Genomic DNA, 25,823 nt, shown 5'->3' with positions numbered 1-25,823 from the left:
CCACCGAAAGGAACTCCTCATGAGCACATCCCACCGACGTCCTGCCGCCGACGACGGCTCCACGACGGTCGAATACGCCATCGTCACGGTCGCCGTAGCGGCTTTCGCGGCTGTCCTCTACACCCTGCTCACCGGCGACTCGGTCGTCTCCTGGCTGACGAGCCTGGTCATGAAGGCCTTGTCGGTCCCGTCATGACCCGCCGCGACGACGGCTCGGTCACGGTCGAAGCGGCGCTCGGCTTGGCCGGCCTCACGGTGGTGACGGTGTTGCTGCTGGGCGCCCTGACGCTCTTGACGGCCCAGCTGAGCTGCACAGACGCCGCCCGTGAGGCAGCGCGCCTCCTGGCCCGGGGCCAACCCGCCCAGGCCGAGGAGGCGGTCCACCAGATCGCCCCGGCAGGAGCGACCCTCGACGTCCAGCACACGGGCGAAGAGATCACGGTCAGAGTGGCAGCCCGCCCAGCCGGCGGCCTCCTCCCGGCGATCGACCTGAAGGCCACGGCCTACGCCCTGGCCGAGCCAGGCACCGATGCAGCCCGCTGACCAGCGCCGCCCCCGGACGCCAGACAAACGAGCAGATGCGCCATCCACCGGACGAACGCTCGTCGGCAGCCAGCTGACCGCCTCCCGGATGCGGCAGACCGGTCCAGTCACGGAAGCGGACAGTGGAGTGGCCACCGTCTGGACGGCCATGGCGGTCGCGGCCGTGACAGGAGTGGCCGTGCTCGGCTTCTGGCTGGGCACGGTGGTCATCGCCCGGCACCACGTGGAATCGGCCGCCGACCTGGGCGCCCTCGCCGCGGCATCACACGCGTCGGAGGGCCCGGATCGGGCCTGCGACCGCGCCCGGTGGGTCACCGACCGCATGGGAGTCACGCTCCTGACCTGCCGCTGGCAACGCCTGGACGCCCTGATAGAGGTCGAAGCCCCAAGTTCGACGTTCCCCGGCCTACCCGGCCTGTCCGCCCACGCCCGAGCAGGCCCCACCGACCAACCACCGTGACCATCGGCGAACCGGCCGGCCCATGAGCGGAAACGAGCCGAAAGGCAGCGGATCGCAGTGGCGAGCACTTGACCGCGAGGTCTGGCCTAGCCAGCCTGCCACGAATACTGCGGCGGCTGGCAGCGATCGGGCTCGGTCGAGAGGCTTCGCCCTGCCTCTCGACCGCGATTAACTGCGGCGGCTGGCAGCGGTTGGGCTCGGTCGAGCCGCGAGGCCTTGCGGCTCTGCCGCGGATATCTGCGGTGGCTGACGGTTGTCGAGCAAGATCGAGAGGCTTCGCCTTGCCTCTCAGCCGCGATTAACTGCGGCGGTTGGCAGCGGTCGGGCTCGGTAGAGAGGCCTGGCCTTGCCTTGCCTCTCTGCCGCGGGTAGCTGCGGCGGCTGACAGTTGTCGGGCTCCGTCGAGAGGCTGGGGCCTTGCCACTCTGCCGCGGAAACCTGCAAAGACGGCGGCGGTCGGGGCTCGATCGAGAAGCCTGGACCTGTCTCTACGGTGAATAGCTGTCGCGGCTGGCCGCGATCTAGCTGCTCCACCGAGAGCTGGACAAGCCTCTGCCATGAGCTGCTGCGATGGCCGGTCTCCGGCGGGCCTCCGATCGTGAGGTGTCGTCCGAGTTCCACCTGCCGTGAACGGTGCCTGGACACCGCCCGGGCCGCTGGATCCAGAGGCCGAGCCCAGGTCACTCGCGGTGGCCAAGAACAACGCCCGGCTACCGCTCAGTGGTCTGAGCGAATGGCCGTTCACCAAGGCGTCGACCGCCGAGGCCTGCCGTGCCCGCAACTTGCCAGCCGGAATCACAGCTCGCCGTCCAGCGGCCTGACCCGCCGGTGCGGTCGACCGGCGGACGCCGACCGGTCGGTATGCGGGGGTGACCGGCTCCTCCACCGGGCCGCGCGATGAGCGGCGGTTGGTCACGCGCAGCGGTCATCAGCGCACGGCGAGCGGTCAAAACCCCCGTCCACCTGGGCCGATGATGGTGACTCTCGGCCCCTATGGGCCCTCTGGCGGGCGTCTATCCTGGGGTTCTTCGCGACGAGCGGTCCTTGTTTGCCTGCCGTTCACCGTCGAACGCCTGCTTGTCCGTTCGGTCCGGCGGTAGGGACTACCGGGCGCTCATCGCCCCGTAACCACCGGTTGTCGCGTGGGGGTTCCGGGCAATGTGCAACTTGCCGTTAAGTGAGACGTGCGACACCACGGCAGGGTCTCGGGGGGTCGCGACGAACCAGACCTCACAGGCAGGAAAGACATGTTGGACGCGAATTGGCCGGACAGCTGGCGCGGCGCCTTCCGCATCGAACTGCGGGCGGAGGCGATCGGTCTCGCTTGGCGTGGCTGGCCGGTGCTGCCGGGCGCCAACCCCGCGCCGCTCACCGACGGTGACGACCTGACCTGGCGCCGTCCCGTCCCGGCCAGTGACAACTGGCGCGAGCAGATCGGCACCCACGCCCACGAGGTCGCCACCTGGTTCTCGGACCGCACCCACAGCCTGCTCGTCGCGACCGGCACCGTGCTCGACGCCATCGAGGTCGACGACGAACTCGGCAAGCGTGCCTGCCGCCTCCTCCGCGCCCTCGGCCACCCCGCGCCGATCATCGCGCTGCCGAACGGCCGCTGGCTGTTCCTCACCACCGTCGCCGACCACGTCCCGGCCGAACTCGCCTCCCGCGCCACGATCCAGTGGCACGGCAAGGACAGCTGGATCCCGCTGCCTCCCTCGCCGTTCCAGCACGGTGTTGTGCACTGGCGCGTCAAGCCCGAGGTGTGTGGCTGGCAGCTGCCGGACGCCACCGAGGTGCACGACGTTCTCGTCCGTGCCCTGGCCGGCTCCGACGCGGCGCTGCTGGTTCAGACCACCGCGGCCTGAGTCACCCCGAACCACCGCCCCTGGCCGGTCCCAGCCCGGCCAAGGCGGAGCAGGACACAACTCCATGGACCACTGTGTGGCTGTTCTAGGCGCTGTGTTGACGCAATGCCCCGAGCACGGTTCCCAGAACCGCCACCGCCCCCGCCTTGTCCAGCGGTTCGTTGCCGTTCCCGCACTTCGGCGACTGAACGCAGGACGGGCATCCCGTCGGGCACTCGCAGGAGACGATCGCCTCCCGCGTTGCGACCAGCCACGGGACAATCGCGGCATAACCGCGCTCGGCAAATCCCGCACCCCCGGGATGGCCGTCGTGCACGAACACCGTTGCCTCCCCGGTGTCTTCGTGCCACGCGGTACTCACCCCGCCGATGTCCCATCGGTCGCACGTAGCAAAAAGCGGTAGCAGGCCGATCGCCGCGTGCTCGGCGGCATGCAGGGCACCGGGGACCCGTGCCGGAATCAATCCGGCACCCCCCGGTGTCCTGCCACCCTCGTGAACGGGCCCCCGACCGTTCGCCAGGGTCTCCTCCCCGGTCCCCACCGTCCCCGCAGATTCGGTCCCCACCCGATGGCCCCCGGTCCCCGCCTCGCCATCGGCCCCAGATCCGCGGACGCCCCCAGTCGACCCGGCCACCACCGGCCGGCCGTCGGCGACGGTCTCGCGATTGACCGCATGGTGGGCGGCCAAGTTCCGGTCGCCCGGGTCCCGTCCGGCTGCCGCCCGATCGCCCGATCCCCGAGCGATCGCGCCACGGTCATCCTGCTCCCGCCCGGACGAATCCCGCCCGCCCGCGCGTGGTGGTTCGGCAGGGCCGAGCAGGTGCGACGAGATCGTGTACCAGACCGCCCGCGTGTGGAGGCTCTGCTCCGGCAGGTCCAACGGCGTCGAGTCCAGCACCTCGCCCGACGGGCGTCGTCGCAGGTAGCCCACCACCTGGGATGTCACCGCCACCTCGCCCAGGCACACGCTCACTCCGCCGAAGTCCTGCTTCTCCTGGGTGCTCAGCACCGAGATGTCCACGATCTCGCGCGGGGTCGTCGTCCAGTCCGGGTTCTCCGCGTGCACCAGCGCCAGGCCTTGATCCAAGTCCAGCTCATCCACGACGTACGACGAACCCTGGTGCAGGTAAACGGCGCCGGGGTGCACCGCGAAGCACGCCGAGCCCGGGTCGACCGTGCCCAGCATGCGGCCGGAGTCCGACTCGACCACCGCGATCTGCTCGCCGCCCGTGCCGCGGATGCCGACGTCGGCGTGCGGGCGATCCCGGGACGTCCAGTACCAGCCGCTCGATCGGCGTCGCAGCAGTTTCTGTTCCGCCAGTTCGGCCAGCACCTCCTGGGCTGCCGCGCCGCCGAACATCTCCAGTTCGGGCACCGTCAACGGCAGTTCGGCGACCGCGCACGCCAGCTGCGGTGCCAGCACATACGGGTTCGACGGGTCGAGCACCGCCGACTCCACCGGCCTGTCGAGCAACGCCGCCGGGTGGTGCACCAGGTACGTGTCCAGCGGGTCGTCGCGCGCGACGAACACCACCAGCGCCGAGTCGCCCGAACGGCCCGCCCGGCCGGCCTGCTGCCAGAACGACGCGAGGGTGCCCGGGTAGCCGGCCAGCACCACCGCGTCCAGCCCCGCGATGTCGACGCCCAGCTCCAGCGCGTTGGTCGTCGCGACGCCCAGCAACCGGCCCGACAGCAACGCCGCCTCCAGGGCCCGGCGCTCTTCCGGCAAGTAACCAGACCTATACGCCGCAACGGTTCCCGCCAAGCGCGGGTCCACTTCGGACAGTATGCGACGCGCACCCAGCGCGGCCAGCTCCGCGCCCCGGCGCGAGCGGATGAAGGCCAGCGATCGCGCGCCTTCGACGACCAGGTCGGCGAGGATCCGGGACGCCTCCGCGCCGGCCGACCGCCGGACCGGCGCGCCGTTTTCCCCGGTCAATTCCTCCAGCAGCGGCGGCTCCCACAACGCCACCGTCCTGGCGCCACGCGGTGAAGCGTCATCGGTGACGGCGACACATGGAACACCGGTGAGCCGCGAAGCGAACGAAGCTGGCGAAGCCGTTGTCGCGGACGCGAGTACGAACACCGGCGAAGCACCGTAGTGTTCCGCCACCCGCCGGAGCCGGCGCAGCAACAGGGCCACGTGCGAGCCGAAGACGCCGCGGTAGCTGTGGCACTCGTCGACGACCACGCAGCCGAGCCGCCGGAAGAACGGCGCCCACCGCCCGTGCGCCGAGAGGATTCCGCGGTGCAGCATGTCCGGGTTGGTGAACACCCAGTTCGCGTGCGCGCGCACCCAGTCGCGCTCGACCATCGGCGTGTCCCCGTCGAACGCCGCCGCGCGGACGCCGGGCACGTCCAAAGAGGACACCGACCGCAGCTGGTCCGCGCCCAGCGCCTTGGTCGGCGACAGGTACAGCGCTGTCGTCTTCTCGCCCGCGGCGAGCCGGGACAGCACCGGCAGCTGGTAGGCGAGCGACTTGCCGGACGCCGTGCCGGTCGAAATCACGACATGACGACCCTCGTACGCGTGCGACGCCGCCTCCGCCTGGTGCGCCCACGGCGACGGGACGCCGCAGTCACGCAGCGCGTTCACGACCGCCGGATCCGCCCATGACGGCCACGCCGAGAAGCGCGCCGCCCGGCCCGGCAGGTCCGCGACGTGCGTGATCGGGTCTTCGCGCGCCGGGATGCCCGCGGTCACCCGCCCCAGCAGCCGCCGCCCACGTGATTCGTCCACTCGCCGAGCTTGGCACAGGGGTCCGACAGTTCCGGCGCATCCCAGCAGGGCCAACGGATCGGCGTCAGAGTGATCGATCAAGTGAGGAGGCTCACAAGGTAACGGATTGTACCGTCCCCGGGACGGCTTGTCGGGCCTGGGTGCAGTACCAATACACTCCCGCAATCCACACTCTCTGTGGTGAGCGTCATGTGAGACGTGCGTTGCTGCCCGGCTAGCGTGTCGCTCGGTACAGGGTCCAAGCCAGCGTCGGCCGTGTCGAACCTCGGCCTGCCGTCGACGCTGGCGCATGTCGACGTCTCCTGGAGGACGAATGGCACGGCAGTTCCTCGCGGAGGGCGGCAACATCACGCTCTCCGGAGGTGGCTACACGATCGTCGGTGTAGTCGCCGTGGTCGCGCTTGCCGCACTCGTCATCGGCTACGTCTTGCTCAAGGAGGTGCTGGCCGCGGGCCAGGGCACCGCCAAGATGCAGGACATCGCCAAGGCGGTGCAGGAAGGCGCGGCCGCTTACCTCAAGCGGCAGCGGAACACTCTCGCCATTTTCGGCGCGATCGTGTTCCTCCTGCTCTTCGCACTTCCCGCCGACGACTGGAACGAGAAGATCGGCCGCTCGCTCTTCTTCCTGGTCGGCGCCGGCTTCTCGTTCGCGATCGGTTACCTCGGCATGTGGCTGGCGACGCAGGCGAACCTGCGCGTGGCCGCCGCGTCGCGTGAGGAAGGCGGCCGCGAGACCGCTATGCGCGTGGCCTTCCGCACCGGTGGTGTGGTCGGCATGATCACCGTCGGCCTCGGCCTGTTCGGTGCCGCGGTCGTCGTGCTGGTGTACACCGGCCAGGCGCCCAAGGTCCTCGAAGGCTTCGGTTTCGGCGCCGCGCTGATCGCCATGTTCATGCGTGTCGGCGGCGGCATCTTCACCAAGGCCGCCGACGTCGGCGCGGACCTGGTCGGCAAGGTCGAGCAGGGCATCCCGGAGGACGACCCCCGCAACGCCGCGACCATCGCGGACAACGTCGGTGACAACGTGGGTGACTGCGCCGGCATGGCGGCGGACCTCTTCGAGTCCTACGCCGTCATGCTCGTCGCCGCCCTGATCCTGGGCAGCACCGCCTTCGGCGTGCACGGCCTGATCTTCCCGCTGATCGTGCCGGCCATCGGCGTGATCACCGCGGTGATCGGCGTCTACATCACGAAGGCACGCGTCGGCGAGCCCGGTCTCGTCACGATCAACCGCTCCTTCTACATCTCCGCGGTGATTTCCGCGGTGCTGTCGGCGATCGCGGCGTTCGTGTACCTGCCGAGCAGCTTCTCCGACTTCGGTGCGGGCTTCGAAAACGCGGGCAACCCGGCGGTCATCGCGACCATCGCGGTGATTATCGGCATCGTGCTCGCCGCGGTCATCCTGAAGCTGACCGGTTACTACACCGGCACCGAGTACAAGCCGGTGAAGGACGTCGCGCAGACGTCGGAGACCGGCGGCGCGACCGTCATCCTCTCCGGCATCTCGGTCGGTTTCGAGTCCGCGGTGTACACCGCGCTGGTGATCGGCGCGGCCGTGTTCGGCGCGTACCTGCTCGGCGGCGGCGTCGCGCTGTTCGCCGTGGCGCTCGCCGGTACCGGCCTGCTGACCACCGTCGGCGTCATCGTCGCGATGGACACCTTCGGCCCGGTTTCGGACAACGCGCAGGGCATCGCCGAGATGTCGGGCGACGTCGACGAGAAGGCCGCGCAGATCCTCACGGAGCTGGACGCGGTCGGCAACACCACCAAGGCGATCACCAAGGGCATCGCGATCGCCACGGCGGTGCTCGCGGCGACGGCGCTGTTCGGCTCCTACTCGGACGCGATCGCGAAGACGCTGGCCGGCATGGGCGCCGGTGTCGCCGACGGAATCTCCGGGGCGAACTCGTTCGTCAACACGATCGTCAGCCCGAACACCCTCGTCGGCGTCATCGTCGGCGCGGCCGTGGTGTTCATGTTCTCCGGTCTCGCCGTCAACGCGGTCTCCCGCGCCGCCGGCGCGGTGGTCTATGAGGTCCGTCGCCAGTTCCGCGACATCCCCGGGATCATGGAGGGCACCACCCGTCCCGAGTACGGCCGGGTCGTCGACATCGTCACGCGCGACTCGCTGCGTGAGCTGACGACGCCGGGTCTGCTGGCGGTCTTCGCCCCGATCGCGGTCGGCTTCGGCCTGGGCACCGGCGCACTCGCCGGCTACCTGGCCGGCGCGATCGCGTGCGGCACCCTGATGGCGATCTTCCTCGCCAACTCCGGTGGCGCGTGGGACAACGCGAAGAAGCTGGTCGAGGACGGCAACCACGGCGGCAAGGGCTCGTCCGCGCACGAGGCCACCATCATCGGTGACACCGTGGGTGACCCGTTCAAGGACACCGCCGGCCCGGCGATCAACCCGCTGATCAAGGTGATGAACCTGGTCTCCGTGCTGATCGCGCCCGCCATCGTGCAGTTCTCGATCGGCCCGGACCAGAACACGGCCGTGCGCATCATCATCTCGCTGGTCGCGGTCGCCGTGATCGTCGCGGCGATCGTGGTCTCGAAGCGCCGTGGGACGGTCCTCACGGACACGCCGACGGAGATCAAGGCCTGACCCTCGCAGTACCCGTTCCCGGGCCCGGCACGCAGCGTCGCGTGCCGGGCCCGGGGCGTGTCGGGACATCCCACACCGGGCCGGCGACTTGCGAAGCGGCACCGAGTCGGTACCGTCGGGCTCTCCGGGACGTCGTCTAGCGGGAGGTGTTCAGGTGCGGCCGCGGTCAACCGTCTTCGCCGCCCTAACCACGACGATCACGATCGGCCTCGCCGGCTGCGGGCAGCAAGCCGCCACGCAGTCGCCGGCGCGGGACCAGGGTCTGTCGGTGACGACCGTGGTGCCGCAGGCCGATCCCGCGGCGAGATGGGCGGACGCCTACTGCGGCGCGGTGAGTGGCCTGGTCCGCACGCTGGCCGCGCTCCCGGCCGTCGATCCGAGCACCCCGCAGCAGGCGTCCCGGACCGCCGGTGACCTGCTGTCGTCGGTGGTCGGCGGGCTCGACCGGAGCCTCGCCGGGCTGACCGCGCTCGGCGCGCCGCCGGTGCCCGCCGCGGACGGCGGCCGCGAGGACGTCATCGGGCAGTTCACCGAGATCCGCACGCAGGCCGAGAACGCGCGCCGCCGCGTCGACGCGGTCCACGGCGACGCGTCGGCGACCAAGGAGGCCCTCGGCGAGGCCAGGGCCACGCTGGACCGCATCGACGCGCTCGACTACCTCAGGGGCCTCAAGGACGTCCCGGCCCTGGAGGCGGCCCAGGAGCGGGCACCCAGCTGCCGTCAGCTGGACCAACCGCCAGGCTGAAAGATCCCGTGACCCTCGCCACGAATCGAACTTGTGTTCTAGTATGGCGCGGTGGATCGGACGATCTCGCTCTTCTCCGCGGAGGCCAGCGGGCCCGGCCTGGGCGACCTGGCCGGTCTTTTGTGCTGCCACGGCCAGATCACCGGTTTCGGGCGCACCGCCGCGCGGCTTTCGGTGGTCGTCGAGGAGCCGTGGCGGGCGCACATCCTCGCGCGTGAGCTGCGGCAGCGCGGCGCGGACGCCCAGGTCTCCAAGGCCGACTGCGGCAACCCGCAGGTCCGGACGTCGTTCCGGGTGGACCTGCTTCCGATGGCGGTGAAATGGCTGCGTACGGGCTGCGCGGGGCCGGTGGAGGACGACTCGGGCAAGGCGGTGCCGGACGGCTTCCGGCTGAGCGGCGCGATGCTGCGGATGTGGGCGCTGGCCGGCGGGCGGCCCGGCACCCAGGGCTATCTGCTGGCCGTCGACCCGCTGGCGCCCGGGATGCACGAGCGGCTGGTCGAGGCGCTGACACCGCTGGGCGTCCTGGCGCGGCTGACCGGCCCGAAGGCCGAGGTCCCGGCCGTGAAGGTCACCGGGAAACGCCGGTTGGAGGCGTTGCTGGAGCTCATCGGCGAACCACCGCCGGGTGCTGAAGCGGCGTGGCCCGGGGCGGCGGTGCCGGAGGCGAACCCGCACCCGGAGGCCGTGACGAGCACGGCCTGACCGGGTGCGGCAGCCGCGTCAGGGCCGGGGCAGGGTGCAGCCGGCCTGGGTGAGCGCGATTTCGTTGGCCGCGGTGAGGCAGGCCGGGATGCCGTAGGTCTCTTCGCCGTAGTTCGTCAGGTGGTGCACGGTGACGTTGCCGGCCTGGTCGACCTCGCACGGGTTGTTCTCCGTGCAGCGCTGGCCGTCTTCGTTGCCGGTGTTGTTGACGCCGACGACCTTGCCGCCGGAGATGATCGGCGAGCCCGAGGTGCCGCCGATCGTCTGGCACGCGGAGGTGTAGCGGATCGAGTCCTTCCAGGTCCAGCTGCCCTCCTTGAGCCGGTAGACGAACCCGTCGATGTTGCAGGAGTAGACGCGCTTCCAGTAACCGGAGACGACGTCGATCGCCGAGCCCGCGGTGGGGTGCGCGTTCGACAGCTCGAGCGGCGAGATGCCGTAGCTCGACTTGATCTGCGCGTAGGTGGTGGTGAGCTGGTAGAGCGACACGTCGGTGTCGGTCATCGTGCCGTAGACGATCTTCTTCGCCCGGAGCGTGGCCTTGTTGCTCCCGCTGGCCGTGAGCAACGTGAACGTCCGGCTGGACGCCTGGTTGGTGATGACCTGGCCGGGGCCGGGGAAGCCGCTTTCCAGGCAGTGGCCGTTGGACATGACGAGCGCGGGTGCGGTGTCCGGCGTCGCGGCCGGCTTGACCACCGAGCCGGAGCAGTTGGACAGCGCCACGGTGCCGGCGAAGTTCGCCGCGGCCGCGTTCGCCGGAGTGACTCCCAGTAATACGGTGGCGGTCACGGCGGTGAGGACGGCGCCGAGCAGGCGTCGGGTCATGGCGGATCCTTTCGGCTGGACGGGGAAACCAGTGAAGCGTTGACCTCCCCGCGCCCACCACCGTCGAACGGAGGGTATCCGGATGGTCACGCGCTAGGCTGCGCGGGACGTGGCCGAAATCACGTGCCCGGTGTAGAGAGGAAACATCGCCGAGGTCAGCGGCGATGCGGTGGACACGGGCCCAGCGGCGTGTTGGGCCACCTCCACGCCCTCCGGGCTCGGAGGGCGTGCACACTGACAGGTCGAGACGCGGGCTCGGGCCCCCCGTCAGGGGTCCAGACGTGGTGCAGTCCCGCGGCGGCGGGACGAGATGAGCGGAGAGCAGGACAGCGTGGCAGGAGCACGGACCAAGAAGAACGGAGCCGGGGCGGACAACGGCGCCGGGCACCGGCGGCTCGTTATCGTCGAGTCACCGACCAAGGCCCGCAAGATCGCCCCCTACCTCGGCGGCGGTTACGTCGTCGAGTCCTCCGTCGGGCACATCCGCGACCTGCCCCGTGGAGCCGCTGACGTCCCCGCCCAGTACAAGGGCGAGTCGTGGGCACGGCTCGGCGTCGACGTCGACAACGGCTTCAAGGCCCTCTACGTGGTGACCCCGGACAAGAAGTCCAAGGTCACCGAACTGAAGAGCCTGCTCAAGGACGTCGACGAGCTCTACCTCGCGACGGACCCCGACCGCGAGGGCGAAGCCATCGCGTGGCACCTGCTCGAGACGCTCAAGCCGAAGGTCCCGGTCCGCCGGATGGTCTTCCACGAGGTCACCGAGCAGGCCATCCTCGCGGCCGCCGACTCCACCCGTGAGCTGGACGCCGACCTCGTCGACGCCCAGGAGACCCGCCGCATCCTCGACCGCCTGTACGGCTACGAGGTCTCGCCGGTGCTGTGGAAGAAGGTCATGCCGAAGCTTTCGGCGGGCCGCGTGCAGTCCGTGGCGACCCGGATCGTGGTCGAGCGGGAGCGCGAGCGGATGCGCTTCACCTCGGCGTCGTACTGGGACATCTCGGCGACGATGGACGCGGGCGAAGAGGCCTCGCCGCGGAACTTCGCGGCCCGCCTCGTCGCCGTGGACGGCGCGCGCCTGGCCACCGGCCGCGACTTCGGCTCGGACGGGCAGCTCAAGGCGTCGAACAACGAAATCCGCGTGCTGGCCGAGGCCGACGCGCGACGTCTGGCCGAGGCGCTGAAGCAGCGTGACTTCAAGGTCTCGAGCGTCGAGGAAAAGCCGTACACGCGGAAGCCGTACGCGCCGTTCATGACCTCGACGCTGCAGCAGGAGGCGGGCCGCAAGATGCGGTTCACCTCGGAGCGCACCATGCGGATCGCGCAGAAGCTGTACGAGAACGGTTACATCACTTATATGCGTACCGACTCGACGACGCTGTCGGAGTCGGCGATCTCGGCGGCGCGCAGCCAGGCGACGCAGCTGTACGGCAAGGAATACGTCTCGCCGTCGCCGCGCCAGTACACCCGCAAGGTGAAGAACGCGCAGGAAGCGCACGAGGCGATCCGGCCCTCGGGCGAGGTCTTCCGCACGCCGGGCCAGGTCGCGAGCGAGCTGGACACCGACGAGTACCGCCTCTACGAGATGATCTGGCAGCGCACGATCGCCTCGCAGATGGCCGACGCCAAGGGCACCACGATGTCGGTGCGCATCGTCGGCAACGCGACCTCGGGCGAGGAGTGCACCTTCGCGGCTTCGGGTCGCACGATCACCTTCGCGGGCTTCCTGAAGGCGTACGTCGAAGCGGTCGACACCGAGACCGGCGGCGAAGCCGACGACAAGCAGAGCCGCCTGCCGGTGCTCGAGAAGGACCAGGACCTCACCGCGACCGAGCTGAGCCCGGACGGGCACACGACGTCGCCGCCGGCCCGCTACTCCGAGCCGAGCCTGGTCAGCAAGCTGGAGGAGCTGGGCATCGGCCGCCCGTCGACGTACGCGTCGATCATCAAGACCATCCAGGACCGCGGCTACGTCTGGAAGAAGGGCTCCGCGCTCGTTCCCTCGTGGGTCGCGTTCGCCGTGATCGGCCTGATGGAACGGCACTTCGAGCGGCTGGTCGACTACGACTTCACCGCCGGCATGGAGGACGAGCTCGACCGCATCGCCAACGGTGACGAGCAGCGCGGGCAGTGGCTGTCGAAGTTCTACTTCGGCGGCGACATGGGCGTCGACGGTTCGATCGGCCGTCTCGGCGGGCTGAAGAAGCTGGTCGAGGGCAGTGTCGAGGACATCGACGCGCGGGAGATCAACTCGATCCCGCTGTTCAACGATTCCGAAGGACACAAGGTCGTGGTCCGCGTCGGCCGCTACGGGCCGTACCTGGAGCGCGAGGTCGACGGGAACTCGCAGCGGGCGAACCTGCCCGAGGACCTGCCCCCGGACGAGCTGTCCCTGGAGCTCGCGGAGAAGCTGTTCGCGACTCCGCAGGAGGGTCGCTCGCTGGGCGCCGACCCGGTGAGCGGGCACGACATCGTCGCGAAGGAAGGTCGCTTCGGGCCGTACGTCACCGAGGTGCTGCCGGAGCCCGAGCCGCTGCCCGAGACCGCGACGGCCGCGCAGAAGAAGGCCGCGAAGGCGAAGCAGCCGAAGCCGCGTACGGGCTCGTTGTTCAAGTCGATGGACATCGAGACGGTGACCCTCGAAGACGCGCTGAAGCTGCTTTCGCTGCCGCGCGTCGTCGGCAAGGACCCGGAGTCCGGCGACGAGATCACGGCGCAGAACGGACGTTACGGGCCGTACCTGAAGAAGGGCACGGACTCGCGTTCGCTCGCGACCGAGGACCAGCTGTTCTCGATCACCGTCGAAGAGGCGCTGAAGATCTACGCGGAGCCGAAGCAGCGCGGCCGGTCCGCCACGGCGAAGCCGCCGCTCAAGGAGCTCGGCGAAGACCCGGTGTCGAAGAAGCCGATGGTGGTCAAGGACGGCCGGTTCGGCCCGTACGTGACCGACGGCGAGTACAACGCGACGCTGCGCAAGGGCGACGAGATCGACGAGCTCACCGCCGAACGGGCGTCCGAGCTGCTGGCGGAGAAGCGGGCGAAGGGGCCGGCGCCGAAGCGGAAGGCGCCGGCGCGCAAGCCCGCGTCGACGACGGCGAAGACGGTCAAGGCGGGCACGAGCAAGACCGCCAAGGCCGCGGCCACGAAGTCCACCGCGACGAAGACCGCCCCGAAGCGCACCACGGCCACCAAGGCGAAGTAGCGCTCTCAGGAAGTCCGTGAAGGCCTCCTTACCGGCTCTTATGCCGGCGAGGAGGCCTTCACGGCGTTTCGGACCGCTCGCCGACCGCTCGGCGACTCGTCTCGCCTGTTCGAACGTATGTGCGAGAAATTGTCGGTGCCAGGGTGTTCAATCTAGGGGTGAACAACTCAGTCGCGGTCTTCGACGTCATCGACGAGGTCATCGCCCCGCTCTCGGCCGAGGTCCCGGAGCGGCCCTCCGTGATGGAGTTCTACGACCCCGAGTTCGAGATCCCGCCGGTGCTGGCGGACACCGAACCCCGCTTCTCGCGCCGGGAGGAGCGGCCGCGAAGCCTGGCCGACGAGGTCGAGCAGTACACCCGGTTCGTCGCCGGGATGGCCGCGATCGGCCTGGCGCCCGGCGGTGAGGTCACGGCGGAGGCGGTCGGGCTTTACCGGGCGTTGCGCGGTGGCTTCATCCGCGGCGTCGTCACCGGCGTCTTCCCGGCCCGGCGCGAGCCGTGGGAGGTCCGGTTCTTCGGCGACGAGGACTACACCACGGTGCTGCACAAGCTGGGCAACCGCGCGCGGCTGCGGTCCGGCTTCCTCAGCGAGCTGCCGGGCTGGGTGTTCGACGGCCTGCCGGACCGGCCGCCGGGGCCGGGGCCGGAGGTCCGCATCGAGACGGACGAGGGTGGCCTGATCCCGCGGCGGTGCGAGGAAGCCGTCGAGCGGATCCGCGAGTGCGCGGCGCGGCCGCGGCTGGGCACGGTGCTGGTCGACCTCGCGGTGCGGAACTCGATCCTGGCCGAGTACCCGCACGGCGCGTTCGGCCTGGTCGACAACGACCTGGGCCGTTACCAGTTCAGCGCGGCCGTGGGCCGGAACGGGCGCTGGACCGTCACCTGGGGTCCGGCGTCGCGAAGCACTGCGGAGCAGTGGATCGTCGAGGCGGTGCAGAGCCATGCCTGAGCCGGCGGCCCGGCGGGATCTCACGGTGCGCGACGCGATCCTGGCCGCGGTCGAGCAGAACAGCGGTGTGCCGGTCTGGCGAGGTGTGGCGCCCGTCGGCGAGCTGCCGGTCGAGCCCGGTTCCGGTCGGCCCTCGGTCAATCCGCCGATCGAGCGGGGCGGGGCGAGGCTCGAGGTGCCCGCGGCCGATCGGGATGCGGCGCGGCAGGGCGAGCGGAGTGCGGGGCCGGTCGCCGGCCGGAGCGAGGTGCGGCGTCATGCCTGAGCGCACCGCGGCGCGGGAGCTGCTGGAGCTGGCGGCCGGGCCGGTGCTGCTGGCGATGCCGGATCGTGAGCCGGTCGACCGGCTCTACAACCCGGACGTCAGCGACCACGACATCCTGGTCCACGGCCCGGTCTCCGACGATCCGGCGGACCTGGCCGAAGAGGTCGAGCGGCACGTGGCGTGGGCCGCCTGGATCGACGGGACGCCGTTCGGCGAGGACGGCGAGCTCAACGACGTCGGCTTCGAGGTCGTGTCGCTGATGCTGCGCGGTTCCGTCCGCGCGGCGCTGTGCGGCGTGTTCGACGAAGGGCCGGAGACCGCGGACATCCGGTGCTACGCCGACGGCGAGCGGGCCTTCATGATGGGCTCGCTGCCCGGCCGCACGGCGATCCACCTGGCCGACTTCGAAGAACTGCCGGAGATGCTGGTGGCGGAGCTGCCGGAGGTGCCGTTCGGCAGCCCGCGCCGGGCGATCTGGGTCTCGGTGGACGACGACGGCCTGGTCCACGACGGCCAGGACGACGACGTCGGCGCGATGCGCGAGGTCCTGGCCCGGCCTCGCTCGGGTACGGCGGTCCTCGACATGCTCGCGTTCGGCGGGCTGTGCGCGGAGTTCCCCGACCACGGCTTCGTCCTCGTCGACACGGATCTCGGCCGCTTCGCGCTGGCGGCGCTGGACCGCGGTGACGGTCGTCGTCAGCTGGTGCTGAGCCCGTTCAGCCGCGAAATGCTCCGCGACTGGTGCCGGAAGATGATCGACCTCGGGCAGGAGGAGATTTCCTGACCGGTGACCGGGGAGCGGCTGCTCCATCCGGGCTCGATCGCCACGCGCGAAACTGGCCATCTTGACACCCTGGGTATGACCAGCTCCCAGCGGTCGCTGTCCGTGACTGTGATGGGCTTCACTACGATCTGTCACCATTGGCGGTCGACCGAAGCCTCGGCGGACTGGACACTGCTGGGGGTTCGGGCGTGGGCTTGCGCTGCGTGACGAACCCTCCTTTGGAGACAGAGCCATTGGGCGGATGCGTTATCCGCCTTGGTCGCTACCCTGGAAAGGCGAGGACATTCAGTAGTGAGGTGGTCACCATGAGCGCGAACGGTGAGGCTCCCTTCTTCAGTGCCCCCGAGCTCACTCAGCGCGACGGCACACTGTCCGAAACACCAGGCGAGATGTTCGCGGACCCGGTCTCCGGACTGGTCACCACGGACCCCGAGCCCCGCACCGCGATGCCGAACGGCCACGAGCCCGCCGCCATCTCGGTCGCCGGGCCCGTGCAGCACGACGAGGAGGTCGTACGCCGGATGGTGGAGGAAACCCTCCGCGAAGACGGCGTGACCGGGGCCCGGGCCCCGGGAGCGATCCCGCCCGCCGGCACCACGGGCACGCTCGGCGAAGACGTGACTCCGCCACTCGGGGTGCTGCCACGGCAACGCAACCGGCAACGGACCTGGCCGAAGCGGGCACCGCAGATGCTCCGGCCCGTCCGGCAGCAGCCGCCGCCCGCCGAGGACGACTTCGACGAAGATCTCGAGGTCGTGCCCGTCAAGCGGCGCAAGCTGCCGAAGATGCCGGCGATGTCGATGCCGGCGATCGGCCGGCCGTCGTCGAGCGCGTCGGGCGTGATACTCGCGGTGGTGCTGCTGATCGTGTTCGGGTTCGTCGCCATCGAGATGGTGTCGAGCCTGGTCAGCAGCGTGACGGGGTTGTTCGACTGACGTTCACCAGCTGATCCCCACCCCACTGGGACCTCGGGGTCGTCCGCGTGCCAGAGGCCGATCGGGCTACCCTGGCTACACGGTCGGGCTAACTCACGAGGGTGCCCGGCACCGCGGTGACTAGTGGGGTGGGCGTATCAGCGAGGGCGTGCGATCGGTACCCGGGTCCGGCCCGGGCGGGTCGTCGGGCGCCGAGGCGTCCACGATCAGCCGGGTCCGGCGGGTGCTGGCGATCAAACCGTTCCGGCGCCTCTGGGGCGTCACGTACTTGTGCAGCGTCGCCGACTGGCTGAACATCCTGGCCCTCACCGGCCTGGCCACGAAGCTGACGAACAACTACTTCGCGCAGAACTTCGCTTTTGTCGGCGTCGTGCTGACCGGCCTGGCCCCGGGGCTGCTGTTCGCCCCGGTCGGCGGGCTGCTCGCGGACCGGTTCGACCGCCGCAAGGTGATGGTCGTCGCCGACCTCCTGCGCTGCGGGTTCCTGCTGTCCATCGCCTTCGTCAGCGCGCCGTGGTGGCTGCTGGTCGGCAACTTCCTGGTCGGCAGCGCGGCGAGCATGTGGATCCCCTCGAAAGAGGCGGCGGTCCCGAACCTGCTTCGCCGCCCCGACCAGGTCGAGACGGCCAACCAGCTCGGCATGGTGATGACCTACGGCCTCGCCGTCATCACCGCGGCCGGCGCGAACGCCATCCTCACCGGCATCAACACGAACTTCCTCCACGTTCCCGGCGAAGACACCAGCCTCCGCATCGCGAAGCTGGTTGTCATCATCACCGCCTTGCTCTACCTGGCCAGCGCGATCCTCATCGCCACCCGGATCCCCGAACTGTCGCTGCGCAACGTCCACGCGCTGCCGGAGCAGAAGGTCAAGCAGGCCGACGAGGAGAAGCTCGGCGTCGGCCGGATGATCGCCGACGGCTTCCGCTTCGTCCGCAGCACGCCACTCGTGCGCGGGCTGCTGGTCGGCGCGTTCGGGGCCTTCGCGGCGGGCGGTGCCGTGATCGGCTCGGCCAAGCCGTACTCCTCGAGTCTGCTGGCCGGCGACTCGGCGTTCAGCCTCCTGGTGCTGGCCATCTTCCTCGGCCTCGCCTCCGGCATGGCGTTCGCTCCCAAGCTTTCCCGGCGGCTCCCGCACGACCGGCTGTTCGGCGTCTCGATCATCGCTGCCGGGCTCTCGCTCGCGCTGGTCGCGTTGTCGCCGCACCTGTCGGTCTCGCTGGTCACCGTGGTCCTGGTGGGGTTCTGGGCCGGGACGGCGTTCCTCACCGGCGTCACGATCATCGGCTCCCGCGTCGAAGACGCCATCCGCGGCCGGATCAACGCGATCTACCAGCTGATGATGAAGCTCGTGCTGTTCGGCACCACGGTCACCGTCCCGGTCCTGGTCGGTGTCGTGGCGACGCGCACCATCAACGTCTGGGGCAGCCCGGTCACGATCGACGGCACCCGGCCGATCATGCTCGTCGGCGCCGCGCTCGCCCTGATCGCCGGCTTCTTCGCCTACCGGCAGATGGACGACAAGCGCACCGAGCCGATCCTGTCCGACCTGCGCAACGCGCTGCGCCGCACTCCGCGGCGCGTCAACGGTTTCCTCATCGCCGTCGAGGGCACCACCGCGATCAACACCGCGATCCAGGCCGTCAACCTCGCCGACTGGATGCGCGGCGGGACCCGGCCGGTCGTAGTCGCCGCCGACCCGGCCCTCGACGACAAACGGCTGACGGCGCTGGTTTCCGGCGCGTCGCTGACCGGCGCGCGCGCCCAGGCGCTGGCCGCCGCCGCGGTGCGGGCCGACATCGTCGAGCGGCACGTCCAGCCGGCGCTCGACGCCGGTTCGGTGGTCGTGATGGAGCGCTTCGTCGACTCGCCGCTGGCGCACCTGTCCGCCGTCGCGGGCCTCGACAGCGACGAGCTCGAAGGCCTCGCCGACTGGGCGACCGGGCGGCTGCGCCCGGACCTGACCGTTCTGCTCGACGCCGCTCCGCCCGGGGCGCCGCGCGACAAGGCGGCCACGATGAACGACCAGTGGCGCGTCCAGCACCTGCTCGTCGAGATGGCCGCCGCGGACCCGGAGCGCTACGTCGTGATCGACGCCGACGGCACCGACACCGAGGTCGCCGAGCGGATCCGCACCGCGCTGCGCGCGGTGTTCGTCGGGCGCCTTTCGGCGCTGGCCCCGGCAGCTTCCACAGCGTCCACACCGTCCATATCGGACAAGCCGGCGACCCTGCCGCTCGACGTCGAAGACACACTGGCCGGGGAAGCCCTGACCGTGCCCGTCGAGACCGCGGAAGAGTCTCGCGTGGAGGCGAAGTGACGACGACCGAACGCATCGGCGTCTGGAACCACGTGGTCGGCCAGGAGGCCGCGGTCGAAACCCTGATGTCGGCCGCGTCCGCCGCGGCGAAGATCGTCGCCGGGGAGCCCGCGCCGCCCGGCGCGATGACGCACGCCTGGCTGATCACCGGGCCGGCCGGATCCGGCCGCTCGGTGGCCGCGCGGACGTTCGCCGCAGGCCTGCAATGCAGCACCGGCACCGGTTGTGACTCCTGCCCCGGCTGCCACACGACGATGGCGGGCACCCACGCCGACGTCCGGCTCGTGGTGCCGCAGGGCCTGTCGATCTCGGTCGCCGAGATGCGCGCGCTGGTCCAGGCCGCGGCGCGCCGCCCGACCACCGGCAGCTGGCAGGTCGTGATCATCGAGGACGCCGACCGGCTCACCGAAGGCGCGTCGAACGCCCTGCTGAAGGCGGTCGAAGAACCGCCGGACCGGACGGTGTTCCTGCTCTGCGCGCCGTCGGACCACCCGGAGGACATCTCCGTGACGATCCGGTCGCGCTGCCGCCTGGTGACGCTGCGGACGCCGCCGCCGGCGGCGATCGCCGACGTGCTGATGCGCCGGCACCACGTCGACCCGGATCAGGCGCGGTGGGCCGCCGCCGTCTGCGGCGGCCACGTCGGCCGCGCCCGGCGGCTGGCCACCGACGAGGCCGCGCGCCAGCGCCGCGCCACGGTCCTGCGGATCCCGCTCGGCCTGCGCCGCCCCGGCGACGTCTTCACCTGCGCCGACCAGCTGATCAGCGCGGCGGAGGCCGACGCCGGCGAGGCGAGCAAGGGCCGCGACGAGGACGAGCGCAACGAACTGCGCACGGCGATGGGCGGCGACGGCATCGGCAAGGGCGTCGCGGGGGCCAAGCGGGCCGCCGAAGCAGCGGTGAAGCAGCTGGAGAAGAAGCAGAAATCCCGCGCCACCCGCACCCAGCGCGACACGCTGGACCTCTCGCTGATCGACCTCGCGGGCTTCTACCGCGACGTCCTGGTGACGTCGACCCGCTCCGGCGCGACCCTCAACCACCCCGACCACGGCGACCAGATCGCCGAGGCCGCGTCGGCGTGGACCCTGGAGTCGACGCTGCGCCGCCTCGAAGCGGTGCTGGAATGCCGTGAGGCGATCGACCTGAACGTGAAGCCGCGCATCGCCGTCGAGGCGATGGTCACGACGCTTCGCCAAGGCTGAGCACGAAGAAACCCCGTCAGGAGCCGGGCTCCTGACGGGGTTTCTCCATGACCCCGGGGCGGTCTCAGGTCACTCGCGCGGCCGCGGTGACGGCTTGAACGGCTTCTCCTCGGCCGATACGGCCAGCGGACGACGACGCGAGCCCGGCATCGCGGCCACCATGACCACACCGAGCAGGAGCATCGCGGTGCCCGACCAGAACAGCGGCACCGTGTCGTACGCGCCGCCGGTGTAGGCGAGGTTCTTCACGGGGCCCTTGGGCGCCTCCCCGCCCGCGGGCGGCGGTGTCGTCGTGCTCCCGCAGATCACGCCGCCGGTCGGCGCGTAGGCCCGCGCGATCTGCTCGCCGATCGACAGCTGCGCCAGCGAAGACGGCAGGTTGCTCGCCGCGTCGCCGGGCAGCAGGCTCTTGAGCTTCGTCGTGGGCAGCAGCTGCAGGTCGAACATCCGCGCCGACGCGCCGAGCTGGAAGCCCTTGAACGGCGTTGTCATCGCCGCGCTCTTCTGGTCGAGCCCGGCGATGCTCAGCCGCAGCACACCCAGGTCGAGCACGGTGCCCGCGGTGTTGCCGATCTGCTGGAGGGGGCCATCGAGCGGGGCCAGCAGCCCACCGACCACCGGCAGGTCCTTGAGCGTGCCGAACTGGTCGCTCAGCTGCTTCAGCGGCAGCCCGATCGGGATGTCCTTGGTCGGGTGCGCCGCGTCCAGCGTGTACAGCACCTTGCCGCCGGCCTCGATGGTCAGCACCGGCGCGGTGTACTCCACTTTGGACGTCTTGGCGTCGCCGGTGGAGGTCACCTTCAGCGTCGGCTGGCTGGCCACCTTGATGCTCAGCGCGAGCGGCGTGCCCTTGAGGATCTCGATGTCCGCGCCCTGCAGCGTCGACGTCGACTGCACGGCCTTGTTCTTCGAGCCGGGGAGGTCGACGAGCTTGACCTGCGAGCGCGACGAGAGCGTGTTCGGCAGGCTCAGCAGCGAGCCGGTACCGCCGGCCGCGGTCTGCCCGCCGCCCTGCAGCAGGCCACCGAGGCTCTGCAGGCCGTTCTTGAGGTCGAAGCCCTTCGCCAGCGTCGCGGGGTCGAGCGCCAGCTTGTCGAGCCCGAGGTTCGGCAGCGACGGGATGACGTTGAGCAGCGACAGGCTCGCGACGGACGTGCTGGCGTCGGCGATCGTGTCGACGCACGGGCCGAGCGTCGGGCTCCAGCGCGCGTGCGCGGAGCCGTTCAGCACCCCGACGTTCAGCAGCGGGTTGGACGGCGCGTTGAGCCCGCCGCTGATCGGCTGCGGGTTGTCCGGCAACGCCGTCTGCACCACGCTGCCCGGCGTCTGCGGCGCGTTCCCGCTCACCGACAGCCCGAACGGCGACGCCTGCGCGACCGCTTTCTCGTAGCTCAGGTAGGCGTCGGAGTTCGCGGACGCGCTGGACAAGCCCATCCCGGCCTCGAGCGCCGACTGCTTCGGCAGAGTGTCCCCGAACCCGGGCAGGATCGTGCTCGTCGGCACGGCGTTGGGCAGCAACCGGACGATGCCGAGCGCGGTCCCGGCATCCCCGACGGCCTGCCCCAGCGGCTGCGGCCCGATCGGCGCCGAGATGGGCGCCTGCCCGGAACTCGCCGGCTGCGGGATCGGCGTCGTCGGATAAGTCGGATCGGCGCTCGCCGGCGCCGCGCTGAGCAGGAGCAACGCCGCGGCGGCGGGCAGGGCCGCCGAACGGGGCAGTCTTCGCCGCATGTGCCAGTGCCTCCAGGTAGGTCGATCGTGGTGTGAGATCGACGTCATAGGGCCCTAACGACAGTGCCCCGGGAAAGTGACGCTGACAGCCTCCGCTACACTGGTTCCCGTCGCCAGCGCGAGCCGGTGACATGCCGCCTTAGCTCAGTCGGCCAGAGCGATTCACTCGTAATGAATAGGTCAGGGGTTCGATTCCCCTAGGCGGCTCCGCAGGTCAGGCCCCATCCGAGACACCTCGGCTGGGGCCTGAGTCGTCTGGTGGGTGACTAAGTGGGTGACTAAGACGCTTGGTCGGCGGGCGAAGAAACCTCCGCAAGTTCACCCATCGCGGGGAAAAGTCGGTCCTTCGCGGCCGCGGCCGCGGCCGCCTCGACCGCGGGCCCGATCTGCTGCGAGTAGGCCGGCAGGAAGGCTGGGTCAGAGGATGACCCGGGCGTCCGGGTCCTGGCCGTATCCGAGCTTCTTGTGCAGGTCGCCGAGAAACTCGTACTCGGTTGGCGTCGGTACGCGCGCCAGCATCCCGTCCGCCTTGATGCGCTGGCGCAGCGCGTGCGCACCCATCACGTCCGGTTTGCCATCCGGGCCGCCTTGGCGCACTTCGAGGACCACGCGTGCGGTCGGGGTGGTGGGCTCCTCGACCAGGCCCGCGTACCAACTGGCGATCATGCCCTCAGGGATGTAGCCGTGCCAGGTGCGCAGCCGTCGCGCTCGCCGCCCTTGCCGGAATGAGCCGACCTTCGAGCGGACGGCCGCGAACCAGCCGAGCAGACCGCCCCCACCAAGCCCGCTCACCAACCAGAAGATCACTTGCGCCGAGTTCATCCGCACATTCTGCCCGGGCGGTGGATCAACGCGCTTTACCACCCCCCTGCGAGCTGTCCTCGTCGCCGGTCTTCTCGGAGCGGCGGAACAGCTGTCGAAGGGCGGCGACCCAACGTCGGTCTTCGCGAAGCAGGGCGGGCAGAGCCTTGAGGATCGGTAGGGCGAGCCTCAGCACCTGAGGGTCACCCTTGCCCGTCTTGATCAACCAGCGAAGAAACAGCAGGGCCTGCGCGATGGTGGACAGTCGCACGATGGCAGCGAGGACCGCGAAGCCCAGCACGGCCAGTAGGTAGTCGTTAACCGACCATCCGTCGTATGACCAAGCGACAGCCTCCTTCGGGGCGTACCGGCAAGTTTACGACCGGTCGACTCGCGGGTGCCGCCGCCCTCCCGCAGATCGGAAGTGGCCGGGCTCTTGCCTGGTAGGTGCTAAGACGCCTGGTCAGCGGGAGAAGAAACTTCCGCAGGTTCACCCGTCGCGGGGAAGAGCCGGTCCATCGCCCTTGCCCCCGACTCGACCACCGGCCTGATCTGCTTCCTGTAGACCAGCTCCGTCACGGCGGTGCTGCTGTGCCCGACCAACCGCGAGATCTCCTCGATCGCCATCCCACCGTCCGAGAGGATTGACACGAAGCTGTGCCGCAGCTCCCGGGGCGTCCACTGCGTCGGCTTGAGCCCGGCCGCCTTGATCACCCGCCGAAAGTCTCGCCGGACGTTGTTGACGTCCCGCTCGGTGCCGACGTTGGTTGCGAAGACCAGGCCCTGTTCGCGCCAGTCGTCGCCCGCGACGGCCTTCACCGCCTGCTGGGCCACCCGGTGGTCCTCCAGTGCCCTCACAGCCCGCTCAGGCAGCGCCAGCGTGCGCCGGGACTTCCGCGTCTTCGTCTCGCCCTTGGCGCGGACCGAACGCCACACCTTGACGTTCGGCGGGATCGCCGGCGATGCGTCCGGCTTGCCGACCAGGTCCACGTGATCCCACGTCAGCGGCCGCATCTCCTCGGTTCGTGCGCCGGTCAGCAGCGACACCACGATGTAGGCGCGCATCGGCGACGACTCCGCCGCGGTGAGTACGGCTTCGGCCTGCGCGAGCGTGAGCGCCTTCGACGGCCGGCCGGTCCCCTTGCCGGCGGGCAGCTCCTCGCACAACAGCACCACGTTGTGCCGAACCCGCTTGCGCACCTGGGCGCGGTTGATCGCCCTCCGGAGGATGGAGCGCAGATTGCGCAGGGTCGAGGTGACCAGCACTTCCGCCTTCTCCGCTAGCCACTCCTCTACGTCGTCCACGTCGAGCTTCACCAGCGGTCGAGCGCCGATAGCCGGGATGATGTGGTTGTTCGCCAGCGACCGGACAGCCTTGACCGTGTTCGGGTCCCGCTCGCCCCGCCCGTAGCTGTCCAGCCAGTCGTTCACCGCCTGCGCGACCGTGTAGCCGGCCGACGCGTTGACCGCGCCCTCTTCGACGTCGCTGAGCAGTTCCTTGAGCTTGGTCTTGGCTTCCGTCTTCGTCTTGCCGCGTGCCTTCCGCACGATGCGCTTACCGTTCGGCCGGAAACCAACGGTGACCTCCGCGGTCCAGCGCTGGCGCGACTCATCCCAGTAGAGCCCGCCGTCCCCACGACTACGCCGCGTTGCCATAGCCGGTCACCTCCGCTTCGCTGATGAGAAGATCCACGTACTGCTGAATGGCTTTCGCCGGAATGAGCCGTGCCCGGCCCTGCTTCACGGACCCGAGGCGTCCGGCGCGCAACTGCTCATAGATCACCGAACGGCTCATGGAAAGCAGGCGCTTGGCTTCGTCGACCGTGTACAAGTGCCGCGCGGGTACCGCGGCCGGCGTGATGGTGGCGTCCATCGGGTGTGTCCCCTCGGGTCGTGCTGCAGCTCGGTGGAGGCGATGAACACGGGTGCTCCCTCGGGAGGTGTCACTCGGGTGTCACTCCCGTTTGGCCTGGTCAGGCGAGGTGAAGTGACTGAGTGACAGATGTGACAGGGGCGGGGTGGTCGCGGGTGTCACTCCCGCGTCGGCGGTGTGACAGCTGGCGAAGCTGTCACACGGGGTGTCACTCGGATTCGCGCTGGTCAGCGGCCTGGAGTGACAGTGGTGACAGCTGTGACAGCGACTGTGTGGTGCCGGTGTCACTCGCGCCGGGCGCGCTGTAGATGCCGTCCACGGTGCGGGCGAGCTGGCCGGCGTCGCCCATGCGCTTGCAGGTCTGGCGGATGCTGCCAGGGTTGGCGTCGAGCGCTTCGGCGATCGCCTTTGGGGTGAGCGGCCCGTGGTCGCGGAGCAGCCGCAGGATCTGCGCGCGGGTGTCGCCGACCAGGTGATCGGTGGCCGGGCCGTCGAGCTTGGTCCACGCGCCGGCGTTGGCGTCGAAGGACATCGCGTAGTCGGCCTCTTCGACGTCGCGGCCAGTCACGTGCAGCACCCCGTCCGCCTGCCCACGTCCGCGCTCGAGCACGAGCGTCGCGTCCACGGCACCGGTGAGGCCGTTGGTGCCGGAGACGAGGTTCTGCCAGTCCTCCGCGCCCTGCTTGCGGACGTGGTGAATGAGCAGGAACGGGACGCTGTAGTGGTCGGCCAGCTGCTTGAACCGGCCGGCCGCGGCGTAGTCGCCGGCGTAGGCGGACATGCCCGAGGCGTCGGAGCCGCGCATCTTCTCGTAGGTGTCGATGATGACCAGCCGGGCGTGCGGGTTCTCCTCAAGCCACTCGACCAGCACCGCGTCGCCGCCGTTGGTCATGGTGGGGCAGGCGGTTTCGAGGGTGAGCAGCGGCGCGGCCCGTCCGCCGGCGGCAAGCATCTGCCGCCGCCGGCGCTGCAACCGCCGGCCGGTGTCCTCCAGTGCGCAGTACAGGACCGGGCCACGCTCCACTTCGATCGAGCCGAGCACGGGGTCACCGTTGGCGATGTCCGCGCCCAGGCCGAGCGACAGCCATGACTTGCCCAGCTTGGGCGCGCCGGCCAGCAGGTTCAGCCCTTCCGCGAGTAGCCCGGGAACGGCCCACTTTGGCGGCGGGAACTCCTCTCGCATCAGCTCCGCATCGGTCCACCGGGTGCGGCGGGCGGGCAGTGTCGGCACGGCGGCCAGCGGCCGGGGCGTGGTCATGGTTCGGACCT

At 70.2% G+C, this 25,823-nt stretch carries 22 protein-coding genes and 1 tRNA gene; 15 read left to right on the top strand and 8 right to left on the bottom strand.

The genetic code is table 11. The annotated features are described in order from the left end of the window. The first annotated feature begins 19 nt into the window (after positions 1 to 19). The 4 genes from OHS18_RS27735 (at position 20) to OHS18_RS27720 (ending at position 2,868) form a co-directional block, all read left to right on the top strand. Positions 20 to 196 (top strand): DUF4244 domain-containing protein, encoded by a 177-nt coding sequence (locus tag OHS18_RS27735; protein ID WP_328612906.1) that lies wholly within the window; start codon positions 20 to 22, stop codon positions 194 to 196. After that, complete coding sequence (locus OHS18_RS27730; protein ID WP_328447745.1) at positions 193 to 543, top strand: TadE family type IV pilus minor pilin; 351 nt, start codon at positions 193 to 195, stop codon at positions 541 to 543. The genes OHS18_RS27735 and OHS18_RS27730 overlap by 4 nt, the downstream gene beginning before the upstream one ends. 127 nt (positions 544 to 670) lie before the next feature. Continuing rightward, on the top strand, positions 671 to 1,003 hold the full coding sequence (locus tag OHS18_RS27725; protein ID WP_328612905.1) for an Rv3654c family TadE-like protein: 333 nt from the start codon (positions 671 to 673) through the stop codon (positions 1,001 to 1,003). Between the two features lie 1,247 nt (positions 1,004 to 2,250). Then, a complete protein-coding gene (locus OHS18_RS27720; protein ID WP_328612904.1) occupies positions 2,251 to 2,868 on the top strand; it encodes a bifunctional DNA primase/polymerase in 618 nt (205 codons plus the stop codon). An 85-nt stretch (positions 2,869 to 2,953) separates the two neighbouring features. Here the strand turns inward: OHS18_RS27720 and OHS18_RS27715 are convergent, their stop codons facing one another. Further along, the gene (locus OHS18_RS27715; protein ID WP_328618589.1) at positions 2,954 to 5,572 is read right to left on the bottom strand and encodes a DEAD/DEAH box helicase; all 2,619 of its coding nucleotides are present in this window, start codon (positions 5,570 to 5,572) and stop codon (positions 2,954 to 2,956) included. Positions 5,573 to 5,921: 349 nt separating this feature from the next. On the opposite strand from OHS18_RS27715, the gene OHS18_RS27710 reads away from it, so the two are divergent. The 3 genes from OHS18_RS27710 to OHS18_RS27700 all read left to right on the top strand — a co-directional run bounded on the left by OHS18_RS27710 (position 5,922) and on the right by OHS18_RS27700 (position 9,666). Continuing rightward, positions 5,922 to 8,216, top strand: coding sequence for a sodium-translocating pyrophosphatase (locus tag OHS18_RS27710; RefSeq protein WP_328447748.1), 2,295 nt, complete (start codon positions 5,922 to 5,924; stop codon positions 8,214 to 8,216). A 154-nt stretch (positions 8,217 to 8,370) separates the two neighbouring features. After that, positions 8,371 to 8,961 carry a hypothetical protein gene (locus tag OHS18_RS27705; RefSeq protein WP_328612903.1) on the top strand — a complete coding sequence of 197 codons (591 nt, stop codon included), beginning with the start codon at positions 8,371 to 8,373 and terminating at the stop codon, positions 8,959 to 8,961. Positions 8,962 to 9,012: 51 nt separating this feature from the next. After that, a complete protein-coding gene (locus OHS18_RS27700; protein ID WP_328612902.1) occupies positions 9,013 to 9,666 on the top strand; it encodes a hypothetical protein in 654 nt (217 codons plus the stop codon). 18 nt (positions 9,667 to 9,684) lie between these two features. Here OHS18_RS27700 and OHS18_RS27695 read toward each other — a convergent pair whose 3' ends face one another. Further along, positions 9,685 to 10,491 carry a S1 family peptidase gene (locus OHS18_RS27695; protein WP_328447752.1) on the bottom strand — a complete coding sequence of 269 codons (807 nt, stop codon included), beginning with the start codon at positions 10,489 to 10,491 and terminating at the stop codon, positions 9,685 to 9,687. 310 nt (positions 10,492 to 10,801) lie between these two features. Between OHS18_RS27695 and topA the strand changes: the two genes are divergently transcribed. The 7 genes from topA (at position 10,802) to OHS18_RS27660 (ending at position 20,149) form a co-directional block, all read left to right on the top strand. Next, the gene (gene topA / locus OHS18_RS27690; RefSeq protein WP_328447753.1) at positions 10,802 to 13,693 is read left to right on the top strand and encodes a type I DNA topoisomerase; all 2,892 of its coding nucleotides are present in this window, start codon (positions 10,802 to 10,804) and stop codon (positions 13,691 to 13,693) included. 158 nt (positions 13,694 to 13,851) lie between these two features. Further along, positions 13,852 to 14,643, top strand: a complete 792-nt coding sequence (locus OHS18_RS27685; protein WP_328447754.1) for an ESX secretion-associated protein EspG — start codon at positions 13,852 to 13,854, stop codon at positions 14,641 to 14,643. A 25-nt stretch (positions 14,644 to 14,668) separates the two neighbouring features. Beyond that, positions 14,669 to 14,908: a hypothetical protein gene (locus OHS18_RS27680; RefSeq protein ID WP_328612901.1), complete on the top strand. Its 240-nt coding sequence runs from the start codon at positions 14,669 to 14,671 to the stop codon at positions 14,906 to 14,908. Then, positions 14,901 to 15,692 carry a hypothetical protein gene (locus OHS18_RS27675; RefSeq protein WP_328447756.1) on the top strand — a complete coding sequence of 264 codons (792 nt, stop codon included), beginning with the start codon at positions 14,901 to 14,903 and terminating at the stop codon, positions 15,690 to 15,692. The genes OHS18_RS27680 and OHS18_RS27675 overlap by 8 nt, the downstream gene beginning before the upstream one ends. A gap of 305 nt (positions 15,693 to 15,997) precedes the next feature. After that, positions 15,998 to 16,627 (top strand): hypothetical protein, encoded by a 630-nt coding sequence (locus OHS18_RS27670; protein WP_328612900.1) that lies wholly within the window; start codon positions 15,998 to 16,000, stop codon positions 16,625 to 16,627. 148 nt (positions 16,628 to 16,775) lie between these two features. Next, positions 16,776 to 18,947, top strand: coding sequence for a bifunctional MFS transporter/dTMP kinase (locus OHS18_RS27665; protein ID WP_328447758.1), 2,172 nt, complete (start codon positions 16,776 to 16,778; stop codon positions 18,945 to 18,947). Continuing rightward, the gene (locus OHS18_RS27660) at positions 18,944 to 20,149 is read left to right on the top strand and encodes a DNA polymerase III subunit delta' (protein WP_328612899.1); all 1,206 of its coding nucleotides are present in this window, start codon (positions 18,944 to 18,946) and stop codon (positions 20,147 to 20,149) included. Before OHS18_RS27665 ends, OHS18_RS27660 begins: the two co-directional genes overlap by 4 nt. Positions 20,150 to 20,218: 69 nt before the next feature. Here the strand turns inward: OHS18_RS27660 and OHS18_RS27655 are convergent, their stop codons facing one another. Beyond that, positions 20,219 to 21,880, bottom strand: a complete 1,662-nt coding sequence (locus tag OHS18_RS27655; RefSeq protein ID WP_328612898.1) for a hypothetical protein — start codon at positions 21,878 to 21,880, stop codon at positions 20,219 to 20,221. A gap of 133 nt (positions 21,881 to 22,013) precedes the next feature. Here OHS18_RS27655 and OHS18_RS27650 point away from each other — a divergent pair. Beyond that, positions 22,014 to 22,087: transfer RNA gene (locus OHS18_RS27650), tRNA-Thr, on the top strand. Between the two features lie 210 nt (positions 22,088 to 22,297). Here the strand turns inward: OHS18_RS27650 and OHS18_RS27645 are convergent. The 5 genes from OHS18_RS27645 to OHS18_RS27625 form a co-directional block, all read right to left on the bottom strand. Continuing rightward, positions 22,298 to 22,702 (bottom strand): hypothetical protein, encoded by a 405-nt coding sequence (locus OHS18_RS27645; RefSeq protein ID WP_328612897.1) that lies wholly within the window; start codon positions 22,700 to 22,702, stop codon positions 22,298 to 22,300. Between the two features lie 25 nt (positions 22,703 to 22,727). Continuing rightward, positions 22,728 to 22,982, bottom strand: a complete 255-nt coding sequence (locus OHS18_RS27640) for a hypothetical protein (RefSeq protein WP_328612896.1) — start codon at positions 22,980 to 22,982, stop codon at positions 22,728 to 22,730. Between the two features lie 149 nt (positions 22,983 to 23,131). Further along, positions 23,132 to 24,337, bottom strand: coding sequence for a site-specific integrase (locus tag OHS18_RS27635; protein ID WP_328612895.1), 1,206 nt, complete (start codon positions 24,335 to 24,337; stop codon positions 23,132 to 23,134). Continuing rightward, positions 24,321 to 24,554, bottom strand: a complete 234-nt coding sequence (locus OHS18_RS27630; protein ID WP_285457726.1) for a helix-turn-helix domain-containing protein — start codon at positions 24,552 to 24,554, stop codon at positions 24,321 to 24,323. The genes OHS18_RS27635 and OHS18_RS27630 overlap by 17 nt, the downstream gene beginning before the upstream one ends. Positions 24,555 to 24,762: 208 nt before the next feature. Beyond that, positions 24,763 to 25,812 carry an AAA family ATPase gene (locus tag OHS18_RS27625; RefSeq protein ID WP_328612894.1) on the bottom strand — a complete coding sequence of 350 codons (1,050 nt, stop codon included), beginning with the start codon at positions 25,810 to 25,812 and terminating at the stop codon, positions 24,763 to 24,765. Positions 25,813 to 25,823: the final 11 nt, after the last annotated feature.

It is taken from the genome of Amycolatopsis sp. NBC_00355, assembly GCF_036104975.1.
GTDB lineage: Bacteria > Actinomycetota > Actinomycetes > Mycobacteriales > Pseudonocardiaceae > Amycolatopsis.
This window is presented reverse-complemented; position numbering and strand designations above follow the sequence as displayed.

Bases quoted from the DNA above. Each gene is read 5' to 3' on its own strand.
- OHS18_RS27735 (WP_328612906.1), top strand. From the start codon at position 20: ATGAGCACATCCCACCGACGTCCTGCCGCCGACGACGGCTCCACGACG.
- OHS18_RS27730 (WP_328447745.1), top strand. From the start codon at position 193: ATGACCCGCCGCGACGACGGCTCGGTCACGGTCGAAGCGGCGCTCGGC.
- OHS18_RS27720 (WP_328612904.1), top strand. From the start codon at position 2,251: ATGTTGGACGCGAATTGGCCGGACAGCTGGCGCGGCGCCTTCCGCATC.
- OHS18_RS27710 (WP_328447748.1), top strand. From the start codon at position 5,922: ATGGCACGGCAGTTCCTCGCGGAGGGCGGCAACATCACGCTCTCCGGA.
- OHS18_RS27695 (WP_328447752.1), bottom strand. From the start codon at position 10,491: ATGACCCGACGCCTGCTCGGCGCCGTCCTCACCGCCGTGACCGCCACC.
- topA (WP_328447753.1), top strand. From the start codon at position 10,802: ATGAGCGGAGAGCAGGACAGCGTGGCAGGAGCACGGACCAAGAAGAAC.
- OHS18_RS27675 (WP_328447756.1), top strand. From the start codon at position 14,901: ATGCCTGAGCGCACCGCGGCGCGGGAGCTGCTGGAGCTGGCGGCCGGG.
- OHS18_RS27670 (WP_328612900.1), top strand. From the start codon at position 15,998: ATGAGCGCGAACGGTGAGGCTCCCTTCTTCAGTGCCCCCGAGCTCACT.
- OHS18_RS27655 (WP_328612898.1), bottom strand. From the start codon at position 21,880: ATGCGGCGAAGACTGCCCCGTTCGGCGGCCCTGCCCGCCGCCGCGGCG.
- OHS18_RS27645 (WP_328612897.1), bottom strand. From the start codon at position 22,702: ATGAACTCGGCGCAAGTGATCTTCTGGTTGGTGAGCGGGCTTGGTGGG.
- OHS18_RS27635 (WP_328612895.1), bottom strand. From the start codon at position 24,337: ATGGCAACGCGGCGTAGTCGTGGGGACGGCGGGCTCTACTGGGATGAG.
- OHS18_RS27630 (WP_285457726.1), bottom strand. From the start codon at position 24,554: ATGGACGCCACCATCACGCCGGCCGCGGTACCCGCGCGGCACTTGTAC.
- OHS18_RS27625 (WP_328612894.1), bottom strand. From the start codon at position 25,812: ATGACCACGCCCCGGCCGCTGGCCGCCGTGCCGACACTGCCCGCCCGC.